The sequence below is a fragment of the Acinetobacter sp. YH12142 genome, assembly GCF_013418435.1.
Lineage (GTDB): Bacteria > Pseudomonadota > Gammaproteobacteria > Pseudomonadales > Moraxellaceae > Acinetobacter > Acinetobacter amyesii.
On the sequence record NZ_VPCB01000014.1, the window covers coordinates 66,624 to 79,812 of the forward strand.

Consider the following 13,189-nt stretch of genomic DNA (forward strand, 5'->3'; position numbering starts at 1 on the left):
CCTGACAACCCTTTAATATTATTCAAACATTGTCTAGTTAGACTGAAATGTTGGTAGAAATTTTTCGTCGGGTATTATCTATACTTTAGGGACCGAGTACAATCTTTTTGGCGATACGGTCAGTTTCTTTAAATTCGGTAGCGAGATTCAAATCAGTTAAAGTGGTCTGTAACGACACCAAGCCTTGTTTTAAAATTTCATCTACCGACTTGGTAATCCGGTCTTCCTTCAAGCGATCCACTTCAATCACCCCGACTTTACAACCCGCGGTGAGAGCCTCGTAAATCATTGAAACACTATCTTCAGTTACCCAAACCGCTTCGGCTTTTTGCATTTCTTCGAAAATCCAACCTTGCGGAGTGACTTCAACTGGGAAAATCTGTACTTTTTCAATATTCTTTAACTGTTTTAATTCTGCTAAAAACGCTTTTGGTGTGCGCCGTGAAGTGGTCAAAATGATTTGTGAATTTGAATTCTGCTCGACTATTTGTTCAATCGCTTGGAGTACTTTAGCAGCATTCCACTGATGGCGTTTTGAAGAGCCCCCCAAGGCGATCAGGATTCGACCATGCTGATGCCGCTCTTCATTTACAATTGGATTTAACGCACCTTGTGTGGTTAGTACTTTATTAGATGCCTGAATACCATCGTGCTGTGGAATCACCGCATAATCAAACCATGCAAACGGCAAGCTTGGCTTCATTAAAATAATGGTTTTGGCTTTGTTATATACTTTGCCCAACACCCATACTCGAAAATGTGTATGGCTGCCGACGCCAAAAATATAGGTTGGCTCGTGTTCTACGGCATGAAGCTGATGGCTAAATAGCGCAGAAATAAGTGTCACTATAGGCAAATCATCAATTGAAATTTCTTGAAATGTGACTGCTTCCTGAGATTGGCGCTGCATGGCTTTAAATAAACCCAAAGCTTGTGAGCGATGTCCTGCTTTACCATCACTGACATAAACAATATGCATAGTCACGTTCCAAAAATTTCAATGTCTTCAAGCCAATAAAAAAGGCGAAACTTAGTTTCGCCTTTTCATCTTAACCGATCAGCTTATTTTACGTAAGTTAACCAGTGCGCATATTTAGGGTCTTTACCCTGAACCGCATTAAAGAATGCAGTTTGGATTTGCTCAGTGATTGGACCACGACAACCTTCACCAATTTGACGGTCATCATATTCACGGATTGGCGTCACTTCAGCAGCAGTACCTGTGAAGAATGCTTCATCAGCGATATAGAATTCGTCACGTGTAATACGACGTTCAACCACTTCAAAACCAAGGTCTTTCGCAATCGTAATAATGGTTTGACGGGTAATACCATCAAGCGCACCACCCGCGATGTCAGGAGTATGAATCACGCCATCACGAACTAAGAATACGTTTTCGCCTGAACCTTGACATACATAACCTTGTGGGTCGAGTAACATTGCTTCGTCATAGCCAGCATGTGCCACTTCTTGGTGTGCAAGAATGGACAAAGTATAGTTACCAGATGCTTTTGCTTTACACATGGTCACGTTTGGATGATGGTGCGTAAATGAAGACGTTTTAACACGGATACCCTTCGCCATCGCTTCATCACCAAGGTAAGCACCCCAGCTCCATGCAGCAACAACGGCATGAATTGTATTGTCAGTTGCTGCAATACCTAATTTTTCTGAACCAATAAAAATAATTGGACGTAGGTAGCAAGAAGCCAATTTATTTTCACGAACCACATCAATTTGAGCTTGTTCTAATGCTGCATGATCAAATGGGACTTTCATTTGATAAATTTTTGCAGAATTTAATAAACGCTTAGTGTGTTCTTTTAAACGGAAAATAGCCGTTCCATTCGGAGTTTCATAAGCACGGACGCCTTCAAACACACCCATGCTGTAATGCAATGTATGTGTTAATACGTGAGTTTTCGCCTCACGCCAATCAACCAATTGTCCATCTTGCCAAATAAAACCATCACGATCAGCCAAGTTCATGGCACACACTCCAAATTTTTATACACAGTCATTTTTATCCAATGCAAACGTTGCAGTTGGATCAATTAATCTTTGCCATAGCTTGCAAACGACCACTCGGGTATCGTGCCAATCGTCAGCTGAAACTTGCATGGATTGATTCGCAAGTGCTAAACGGTGGCTCTCGGCTCGTTCACGGAGATAAGCTTGAATCAATGCTGTCGCATCGGCGCTGGATAAGCAATCCGTTCTTGCGGCATCCTCAAGGATTCGTACGTTGTCAGAGTAATGGGCGAGATCGGGATTCGACCCACTCCATGCTAATACTGCATACTGTGCCATAAATTCGATGTCAACGATACCACCTGCATCTTGTTTTAAATGAAAAATTCCATCTTTTTGCTGCTCTTTAGAAGAACCTAGATGGTCTTTCATTTTTTGGCGCATTTTAAGCACTTCTGCACGAACATTGTTCTCATCTCGTGGCTGAGTCAAAATATTGCAGCGCAAGTTTTCAATTTCAATCCGTAAACTGTGCTCACCTGCAATCGTTCTGGCACGTACTAAAGCTTGATGCTCCCAGACCCAAGCATTTTTATGTTGATATTGCTCAAAGGCTTTTAAGCTGGTCACCAATAAACCCGCCTCTCCCGAAGGTCGTAAACGTGTATCCACCTCATACACTCGACCATCTAGGGTTTGCGTGGTCATTAAGGACATAAATTTTTGTGCAACCCGCATGGCAAATTCAAAGCCACTAATTAGTTTCTGTCCATCGGTATCCGCTTGTTCGTCCATATAGTGAATAAACACCAAATCCAAGTCCGAACCATAACCCAGCTCGATGCCACCCACCTTGCCATAGCCAATTACCGCGAAAGCCGTGTGATCAATCGAACAACGCTGCCCTTCTGCATCGATTGGATAACCATGTTTTTTGGCAACAATTTGATATGCCAAATGCAAGGTTGCATTCACCGACACTTCAGCAATATCGGTCAATGCATCCGACACTTTCATCAACGGACTTTCTGCCAAAACATCACTAGCAGCTACTGCTAAGACATTGGATTTTTTAAATAATCGAAGAACACGCATTTGGTCTTCGACTTGATCAATTTCAATTCGAAGCAGTTGTTGACGTAGAGAGTCTTCTAAATCTTTACGCTTTGGCAGCTCAAAATCCATCGACAAAAACTCGTCCAACAGCACGGGATAATGCGTCAATTCTTCGCAGATCCAAGGACTCACTGTTGCCATTTTCACTAATCGTTGTAATGCCCCTTTGCTCTCAATCAGCATCACCAAATAGACCGTACGGCGCAGCACCGACTCCACCAAAGGCATGAGACGTAGTAAGGCCACCTGAGGTTTATCTGACTGTAATATCGCCTCAATGAGATGTGGCCAAAAAGTTTTTAAACGCTGTACTGCTTTGGCAGGTAATTTTTTCAGCGCATGTCCATACCAAAATTCGTGAATTAAATTTTTGGCATCATCATCTAGAACATCGTTCAACTGGGCTTCTAAATGACTAAAACTTTCCAATAACGGATCGGGTTCTTTTTCTTTAATAAGATGCTCAAATTGGTAAATGACTTTGGCACGCTTCTGATTGAGTACATTCAAAAAGTCATCCCAAGATGCAAAACCTAAAGTATCTAAAATACGTTGGCGTGGTTCAGGCTCATGGGGCAACGATTGGGTTTGCTGATCATTGAGCGCTTGTATCGCATGTTCAATACGACGTAAAAATAAATACGCATCTTCTAAATCAGCAACCGCGGTATTTTCTAATAATCCAACTTCACCTAAATGATGCAGACTCACCAAACACTGACGATCTTGCAGCTCGAGTTTTGAACCGCCATAGATGAGCTGAAAGACTTGAACAATAAACTCAACTTCACGAATTCCGCCTGCACCGAGTTTAATATCCTCTTCGATATTACGACGTAGCACTTCACGTTCGATCATGGCTTTCATGTCACGCATAGCTTCGAAAGCGGTGTAATCGACATATTTGCGGAAGACGAAAGGTCGGGTCATTTCCAGTAACTCGGCGCCTTCTTTACCGCCCGTGACGATCCGTGCCTTAATCCAGGCATAGCGTTCCCATTCGCGTCCATGCTGGCTTAAATATTTTTCTAATGCCGCATGACTGATTGCCAAGGCAGAACCATCGCCCCATGGGCGAAGGCGCATATCTACACGGAAGACAAAACCATCTGCGGTAATATGGTCAAGCAAGTAAATTAATTTCTGGCCCCATAAAATACAGAACTGCTGCACATCAATACATTTTCGACCGTTGGTTTCACCCTGTTCATCAAAGGCAAAAATAAGATCAATATCACTTGAAAGATTAAGTTCCTGCGCACCCAGTTTTCCCATGGCAACCACAATCAGGTCTTGAACTTTCCCCTTATAGCTTAGCGGTTCGCCATATTTCGCGATCAACGGCTTTAGTGCAAAATCTTTTGCCGCACAGATGGATGCATCGGCAAAGTCTGAAAGCTCTCGAGTTAAGGTGACGACATCGGTGAGTTGATTGGCATCTTGCCAAATCCAACGAAACATCAGACGTGCGCGCAGCACACGAATTGCACGCATCCAGCTATTTTCATCTTGGATATCGGCAAGGCTGCTTGCGACAAAATGTTGAATTTGTGCCGTACTCAGCGAGCTTTGAAACTGATCAATTGCATAGTCTTGTTCTAAACTGGCCTGATGGATTCCGAGCACCTGTTCAGCATATTGACTGGCACGTAATGTTTTCTGCAATTGCTCCGCATTCATTTCACAAACCCTAGCGTGATTTTTTTCTAGTTATAACAGTTGATAACGCTTAGGGAAAAGTATTTTTAGGCTTTTATACCAATAGACGCACTTTAAAGTTCGCTTAAGGTCGCATCTTTTAAGGTCGCATCTTTCTGTGCACTGCTGCTCTCGGTATTTAGGGTTTGATGCAGGCTCGTCGCCTGTGGCAACCAGACTTTAAATTGTGTGCCTTCACCTTCTTTCGAGTTCACCACAATTTCACCCTGATTTAAGTCCACAAAACGCTTACAAAGCACTAAACCCAACCCCGTACCACGCTCTCCTGCCGTACCTTTAATACTGACAGTGAGTTTTTGCTGAAATAAATCTTCAATCTGAGCTTGGGTCATACCCAATCCCGTATCTTGAATGGTGAATAAAATCCGTTCACCATCTTGTTCGGCAGAAATCGTCACCACACCTCGTCCATCGGTATGAGTAAATTTCAATGCATTTGACACCAAATTTTGCATCACTGATGTGATCATATTGATATCTGCATTGACTTTAATACCTTCAGGCACGGCATTGATCAGTCGAATATTTTTCTTCACAGCCAAGCTATTTAAGACATCACTTACGATTTTTGCAGACTGATGTAAATCAAAATTAATCGGGTGATAAACAAAGCGACCACCTTCTGCCATAGCCCAGTTTAATAAGCTTTCTAAAAGGTTATACGTCGATTGTGTGGTGTCATATAAATAGTCTGCAATATTTTGCACACTCGAATCATCTAAGGTATGACGCTCCTGTGCCAAAACTTCAGAAAAGCCCAGTAGACCATGAAAAGGGGCTCTTAAATCATGCGCAATAATTTGGAAAAATTTAGTTTTACTAAAATTGAGTGCCGACTGCTGTTCATAGGCTTCTTTTAATTCGGCATTTTCAACACGAAGTTGAATAATATTGACTAGACTTTGTACAAATTCTTCAACGATCTTTAATTGTTTGGCTTCAAATGCAGTGACTTGATCATCGAATAAAATAACTTTACCGATAGATTCTTGATCATACTTTAAATCGAAAGCGACTAAACGCTGATGCCCTAATCCAAGTTCTTGCATATAGTCGGAATAAGCTTGGTAATTTTCAGCGTCTCGGTCTATACGAGAATGTTCAGCAAAAAACTGATCTAGACGATCATCATCAGCTTCGGCCATAAAGGCCTTAAATATGTGCTCTGAGGCATACCATATATAAGGTTCATTTTTAAATGCGAGGACAGCATTATCGACTTGCACAATACCACGCGCAAACTTTAAAAATTCTGCAATGCGGTTGTCGTCCGTATAAACCCCCATCAATAAAGACAAACGACAGGCAGTTAATAATTCGGTTTGTGTACCAATATCCAGTAAACGTAAAGCCATCCCGTTGCTCTCCTCAGGGTTTATCTTAAAGATAAAAACCAACTGTTCTGTTCAAGATTAATAGCAAAAATAGCCCAAACACTCAATAACAAAACCCAACAAAAAAACAAACATCATTTACGAATGCGCTATTTAATCGAACTTTCATCCAATTAGAAAATAAAAATATCTATAAAGAACATAACATTAAAGGTAAAAAAAAATTAAAACAATAAAATTAGAAACTTAAATTAATTTAAATTTTATTAACTGTTTATTTTAAATCGTACTTTTCGCGTTTTATTCAAACTAAAAACATGACCAAAAGAAATATTTACTTACATAAGACCTAAAAAACTGGGTTTAATTTTCTTTAACTACATCACAAAAAATAGTGAGTTTTATGACTATTCTATGACCAGATTGCTCATCAGGATGCTCGTTTCAGTCAGCTACACTAAATGAATCTATTTTTAAGTTTTTCTATTAGACTAATTTATTAGTATTTATGAGTTGTGAGTATCGTTGCTGCTTTAAACTAGACCTTCTCGCTTTTTCTTTATTAACTGATGTTACGCACGTAAAAGTACTTATGCACTTTTAAAATGATTTTTAAGTCTATTCGACGGAGTCTTACATCTAAGGATTGAATAAAGGGATTAGCCTTCGGCTGGAGGTACTTTTGTTTCGGCAAAATGAGAAGCGAAGCTTCGTAAGGAAACCATCTTGCGGAGCAATGCTCCTCAGCGCAAAACTCGTTCACTACCGTCAAATTATTCAAAGCATCGCAAAAACATTTTTGATTAGAAGTAGTCCTGTCTCAAACACTTGTGGATGACCTTACCGTGTATCGTTCTTTTATTTGAAGCAAATTGCGCTTTGATGGTTACTGCGTAACATCAGTTATTAAACTAAGCTAAAGATTCGATTTATGCTTCTACTGTACATGAACTCATTCACCCAAATGACTGAAGCTGAAAAAGTGCCATGCCTTATTCATCAGATATATAAGTTATCGCATAAACATTCCGCGAGCCTTCAAAGTCAAACGGAGCATCAAACTCACGTCGTTCTTTAATAAAGTCCACAATCCTGACTAATTTTCGAACTTCCGCACCAAATCTACACCTAAAAGTTAAGGCATTCGGTTTGACCTATCAAACGCTTTGCTTTACAACTAAAACTTGAACGAGCCATAAAGAACAGATCAGCCCCCAAAAAATGATATAAATTTAATTGTTCAATAGCTTTAAGCTATGAATAACAAGCTTTCAATATTTCCCTTCTCGGTTTTGCGCTAAAATTGGGCGTCAAACTGCACTTCTTTTGTATCATTTTTCTACGAAATGACCACATCACAGGATCTTGCGTTGACTGAAAAGCAATGAACCCCGATACTTTCATAGTTTTATTTAAGCAAATCGGTTCATAGAGGCGAGCCACAAGCTCGAACCTCAAAGACACAATCTAAAGCAAGGGGCTATATATGGCTGGTGGAAAGTCAACTATCATCTACACACTGACCGACGAGGCGCCATTATTGGCGACTTACTCTCTGCTGCCGATCATTGAAACCTTTACTAAACCTGCTGGCGTTGAAATCGTTAAACGCGATATCTCAGTTGCAGCACGTGTACTCGCTGAATTTTCAGACTACCTAAGCGAAGAACAAAAGGTGCCAAATAACTTGGCAGAGCTTGGACAATTAACCCAAGATCCAAGCACAAACATTATCAAACTTCCGAACATCAGTGCTTCAGTTGGCCAATTAACTGCTTGCATTAAAGAATTACAGTCTAAAGGTTTTGCAGTTCCGAACTACCCAGAAAACCCAGCGACTGAGGAAGAAAAAGAAATCAAGGCGCGTTATAGCAAATGCCTAGGTTCTGCTGTAAACCCTGTACTTCGTGAAGGTAACTCTGACCGTCGTGCGCCTACTGCAGTAAAAAATTACGCGAAGAAACATCCGCACTCTATGAGCGAATGGAAACAGTGGTCACAAACTCACGTTTCTCACATGGACGAAGGTGACTTCTACCACGGCGAAAAGTCTATGACTTTAGACCGCGCTCGCAATGTAAAAATGGAATTGATCACTAAGTCTGGTGAAACTGTTGTTCTTAAGCCTAAAGTTGCGCTTCAAGACGGCGAAATCATCGACTCAATGTTCATGAGCAAAAAAGCACTTTGCGACTTCTATGAAAAAGAATTAGATGATTGTAAAGAAGCAGGCATTTTGTTCTCTCTACACGTAAAAGCGACCATGATGAAGGTGTCTCACCCAATCGTTTTCGGTCACTGTGTGAAGATTTACTACAAAGATGCATTCGAAAAACACGGCAAATTGTTTGATGAGTTAGGTATTAACATCAACAATGGTATGTCTGGTCTTTACGAAAAAATTGAAACTCTTCCGACTTCTCTTCGTGAAGAAATCATTGCTGACTTACATGCTTGCCAAGAACACCGTCCTGCACTTGCAATGGTTGATTCTGCAAAAGGCATCACTAACTTCCACTCACCTAATGACGTAATTGTAGATGCATCTATGCCTGCAATGATCCGTGGTGGCGGTAAAATGTGGGGTGCTGACGGCAAACAGTACGACTGTAAAGCTGTAATGCCTGAATCTACTTTCGCGCGTATCTACCAAGAAATGATCAATTTCTGTAAATGGAATGGTAACTTTGACCCACGTACTATGGGTACAGTTCCAAACGTTGGTTTGATGGCGCAAAAAGCTGAAGAATACGGCTCACACGACAAAACTTTCGAAATCGCTGAAGCGGGTGTTGCAAACATCACTGACCTAGAAACTGGTGAAGTGTTGATGTCACAAAACGTGGAAGAAGGCGATATCTGGCGTATGTGCCAAGTGAAAGACGCTCCAATCCGTGACTGGGTGAAACTTGCTGTGACTCGTGCACGCAACTCAGGCATGCCTGCGATCTTCTGGCTTGACCCGTACCGTCCACACGAAAACGAACTCATCAAGAAAGTTCAAACTTACTTGAAAGAGCACGACACTACTGGTTTAGACATTCAAATCATGTCTCAAGTACGTGCTATGCGTTATACACTTGAACGTGTTGCTCGCGGCCTAGATACAATTTCTGTAACTGGTAACATTCTACGTGACTACCTAACAGACTTGTTCCCGATTATGGAATTGGGTACTTCTGCAAAAATGCTTTCTATCGTGCCTCTAATGGCTGGTGGCGGCATGTACGAAACTGGTGCGGGTGGTTCTGCGCCTAAACACGTACAACAACTTGTAGAAGAAAACCACTTACGTTGGGATTCTTTAGGTGAGTTCTTGGCACTTGCTGTTTCTCTTGAAGAAATGGGCATCAAAGAAGACAACGCGAAAGCTAAACTTCTTGCAAATACACTTGATGCTGCGACTGGTAAATTGCTTGACAATGACAAGTCTCCATCACGTCGTACTGGCGAACTTGACAACCGTGGCAGCCACTTCTACCTTGCTAAATACTGGGCTGAAGAACTTGCTGCGCAAGACGAAGATGCAGAGCTTAAAGCGAAATTCGCTCCTCTTGCTCAAGCACTTGCTGAAAACGAAGAAAAAATCGTTGCAGAACTTGCTGAAGTTCAAGGTAAAGCCGCGGACATCGGTGGTTACTACGCTGTAGACACAGCAAAAGTAAATGCTGTAATGCGTCCAAGCGCAACTTTAAATGCTGCTCTTGAAGCTGCTCAATAAGTTGATGCAAAACTAACGTAAGTTAGTGATGTAAAAAAACCAGCGCTTCGGCGCTGGTTTTTTTATCCCTGAATAAACCTTTTTTAGGAACTGAGATTAATTTTCTCTAATTCCAAGAAATTCTTAGCTGCTTCAGGTTTTAGGAAATGCCATAAAACAAACATTGAAATGATAAAAAATATCATAAAAAAACAAATTAAAAGGTAATTCAAGTCACTAGGTAACGTTGAGATACTCTCACTATAAACAAAACTAATATAAGTAATAACAATATATGGAGCACAACCAATAGCATTAATGAAAATATATAAAATCGTCCCGCAATACCCATACCATTTTATCTTATTCTTTGTATATTTTTTCTTCAGCTCATATTTACGACTTACTTCATCTTTTTCCAAATACTCCTGCCCCCTTTTATATAATCTAACGGCCCTATCTTTATCACAGCAAGACAAAATGTATTTAAGCAAATCTATATCTTTATTTTTAACATTTAAATAATTTGCTAACTTTGCGACTTTCAAATGATATTTCAACTCATTAGAAAACTCAGTTAAAGTATCTTCCTTGAGAAGATTTTCTTGTTCATCAATATATTCATTCTTTTTTCGCCGCTTGTAATCACTATAATCTCTTAACCCTGAAATCACGCCAGATTTAGCAAGAAAGTAAATACTAGAGACCATCACCACAAGAAAAATAAGTACACAAATAAATTCCAATCCATAAGTACTTTCCAATAATTTTAATGCAAATTGATTCAAGTTTAGTTCTGCATTTAAATTTGCTGACATATACACCCCTATTTTTTATTAAAAATTTATTTCTCAAATCATTTATAAGTTATCCAAAAGCTTTAGAGCATAATTACCAAATATCTTATTTTTAATTTCCTTCAGGCAATAAAAAACCCCAAGTCTTAATAAGCTTGGGGTTTTTTAGAATTTTGGTCCCGAGGGTCGGACTCGAACCGACACATCATCTCTGATAGTGGATTTTGAATCCACCGCGTCTACCAATTTCACCACCTCGGGAAGGTGTTGAAACGTATAATAAACTGTTTCAAAAACTTGTCAACGCATGATGTTCTCATTTGATTAAAAATAAACCGTATAAGATTTTTTAGATGGATAATCCATCAATTTCAGCGTTAAAACCCAAAAAAGCTTATACTAAGCCAAATTTCATTATCCCCCTTTTCAGATTTCTTAAACATGCAACTTTCTGACTTTAACTTCAATCTCCCGGACGAACTCATTGCCCGCTATCCGCTTGAAACACGTAGTGCATCACGCCTGCTCCATCTCGACCTGAATGGCGAATATCACGACCATCATTTCACTGACATTTTAGACTTGCTCAATGAAGGTGACTTATTGGTACTGAACGATACCAAAGTGATGAAAGCTCGCTTAAAAGGCAAACGCACTACAGGTGGTGCAGTTGAAGTCTTGGTTGAACGTATTCTTGACCCAAAAACCGCACATTGCCACATTAAAGCCAGTAATACGCCTAAAGAAGGTGCAGAATTATTTATTGGTCCAGACGAAGTTAAAGTGACCGTTCAAGGCCGTCATGAAAACTTATTTGTTGTGGAATTTTCACAGCCTATTTTACAAGTTTTAGATTTATACGGTGCTTTACCGATTCCGCCTTACTTTAACCGTGAAGCAGAAGCGATTGATACCGAACGTTACCAAACTGTTTTTAACGATCCGACCAAATTGGCTTCAGTTGCAGCACCAACAGCAAGCTTACATTTTGATGAAGCGCTACTCAAAAAATTGGCGGACAAAGGTGTGAATAAAACCTTTGTTACCTTGCATGTGGGTGCAGGCACATTTTTACCCGTACGTACCAATGACATTGAAAATCACATCATGCACAGCGAATGGTGTGACGTGTCAGAAGAATCTATGGCTTTAATCCGTGAGACAAAAGCACGTGGCAATAAAGTCATTGCTGTCGGTACTACAGCGACTCGCGCGACTGAAAGTGCCGCTCAAGCCAATGGCGGCGAACTCAAGGGCTGGACAGGTGATACGCAAATCTTTATCTACCCTGGTTATGAGTTCAAAGTGGTCGATCGTTTAATTACCAACTTCCATTTACCTGAGTCTACCCTGCTCATGTTAGTGTCAGCGTTGTCTAATCGAGACAATATTTTGAATGCCTATCACCATGCCGTCGACAGCCAATATCGCTTCTTTAGTTATGGCGATGCGATGTTAATTGATAACATTAACCACAAATAATCGAACGCTGAAATCATCCCTATGCCGATAGATTCTGTAAAGCATTCCATCCATATTCGTCGCAAAAAGAATGAAGTTGTTTTTCAGAATATTGCTCGGCTATGGGATATAGGCCGAAACGCAAAAACACACCAAGAGCTCCTCGATGGGTTGCATCCTTGGAACGCGCCCATTACGCTCAAATTTGAAAATTTACTGCCGCTGGCTTTAGCCGCACTGGGTATCGGCTTCATGCTGTTTATTGTAATTCAGCCCGATCATGGCTGGGCACAGCTCTGCTTTGCTGTGGGGTTGGCCATGGTGTTCTGGGCTTATATTAGCTATGAAAAAGATGATCCGCTCGAAGAAGTTATTGCGTTTTTAGAAACCGAATGCATTGCAAAAAAATACCAACTGGCTTTTAACCGACAGCCTCAATACATTTCGATGCCACTGAATAATCTGCAATTTATTGGCAATCTTAAACGTATGTTCCCCGTGTTTAAGCAAGGTAGCCTTTCGAATGATATTCAGACCTTCGCGAGCACAGTTTGGGAAGACGAAAATCAGCAACAGCATCAAGTCATGGTATTTCATTATCACTATGTGAATGAACTGAAGGTACGTGACAAAGACGGTGATGAAGTCACGGTTAAAGAAATTCATAAAGACCTGTGGGGCATATTTGTTTTTGATATTGGCATCCATGGACTAGCCGTATCTGCAACAGGCAAAAACTTTGGCTATCCCTATAGTTTTCCTTGGCACAGCAGCGACATTCAAACCAATCAAAAATTAAAGTTTTATGGCGAGAACCAAATGGAAATCGCTAAATTGCTCAGCCCGGGCTTTGTACTCCGACTGGCGGATTTTTTTCAAAACCGTGAAGGTGATCTGCTATTTCATCCGAGCCACCGAATAATGTGCTATCTTGGCTCTACAGATTTATTTAAAGTCAGTAGTAAAGCAAAACGAATTCAGGATGTTTCGGCATTGCGTGGACATCTTAGAACCTTTAAATTAAACGCTTTAGAAAATTTGAAAAACGACTTAACGCAGTTTTTAAAATAGATTTCACTCAATAATGTTTT

General features: G+C 40.5%; 8 protein-coding genes and 1 tRNA gene. 3 read left to right on the plus strand and 6 right to left on the minus strand.

Annotated features, from left to right (window positions below):
* Positions 1-85: 85 nt before the first annotated feature.
* The 4 genes from FTU77_RS11725 to FTU77_RS11740 all read right to left on the minus strand — a co-directional run bounded on the left by FTU77_RS11725 (position 86) and on the right by FTU77_RS11740 (position 6,161).
* Positions 86-979, minus strand: coding sequence for a mitochondrial fission ELM1 family protein (locus FTU77_RS11725; RefSeq protein ID WP_180055867.1), 894 nt, complete (start codon positions 977-979; stop codon positions 86-88).
* 83 nt (positions 980-1,062) lie between these two features.
* Positions 1,063-1,989, minus strand: a complete 927-nt coding sequence (locus FTU77_RS11730) for a branched-chain amino acid transaminase (RefSeq protein WP_078191262.1) — start codon at positions 1,987-1,989, stop codon at positions 1,063-1,065.
* A gap of 18 nt (positions 1,990-2,007) precedes the next feature.
* Complete coding sequence (gene glnE, locus FTU77_RS11735) at positions 2,008-4,767, minus strand: bifunctional [glutamate--ammonia ligase]-adenylyl-L-tyrosine phosphorylase/[glutamate--ammonia-ligase] adenylyltransferase (RefSeq protein ID WP_180055868.1); 2,760 nt, start codon at positions 4,765-4,767, stop codon at positions 2,008-2,010.
* A gap of 92 nt (positions 4,768-4,859) precedes the next feature.
* On the minus strand, positions 4,860-6,161 hold the full coding sequence (locus tag FTU77_RS11740; RefSeq protein ID WP_180055869.1) for a sensor histidine kinase KdpD: 1,302 nt from the start codon (positions 6,159-6,161) through the stop codon (positions 4,860-4,862).
* Positions 6,162-7,626: 1,465 nt separating this feature from the next.
* On the opposite strand from FTU77_RS11740, the gene FTU77_RS11745 reads away from it, so the two are divergent.
* Positions 7,627-9,861 carry an NADP-dependent isocitrate dehydrogenase gene (locus FTU77_RS11745; RefSeq protein ID WP_180055870.1) on the plus strand — a complete coding sequence of 745 codons (2,235 nt, stop codon included), beginning with the start codon at positions 7,627-7,629 and terminating at the stop codon, positions 9,859-9,861.
* Between the two features lie 83 nt (positions 9,862-9,944).
* On the opposite strand, the gene FTU77_RS11750 is transcribed toward FTU77_RS11745, so the two are convergent.
* Positions 9,945-10,658, minus strand: coding sequence for a hypothetical protein (locus FTU77_RS11750; RefSeq protein ID WP_180055871.1), 714 nt, complete (start codon positions 10,656-10,658; stop codon positions 9,945-9,947).
* A gap of 153 nt (positions 10,659-10,811) precedes the next feature.
* A tRNA-Leu gene (locus FTU77_RS11755) sits at positions 10,812-10,898 on the minus strand.
* 180 nt (positions 10,899-11,078) lie between these two features.
* On the opposite strand from FTU77_RS11755, the gene queA reads away from it, so the two are divergent.
* Positions 11,079-12,119, plus strand: a complete 1,041-nt coding sequence (gene queA, locus FTU77_RS11760) for a tRNA preQ1(34) S-adenosylmethionine ribosyltransferase-isomerase QueA (RefSeq protein WP_180055872.1) — start codon at positions 11,079-11,081, stop codon at positions 12,117-12,119.
* Positions 12,120-12,140: 21 nt separating this feature from the next.
* Positions 12,141-13,169: a hypothetical protein gene (locus tag FTU77_RS11765; protein WP_180055873.1), complete on the plus strand. Its 1,029-nt coding sequence runs from the start codon at positions 12,141-12,143 to the stop codon at positions 13,167-13,169.
* Positions 13,170-13,189: the final 20 nt, after the last annotated feature.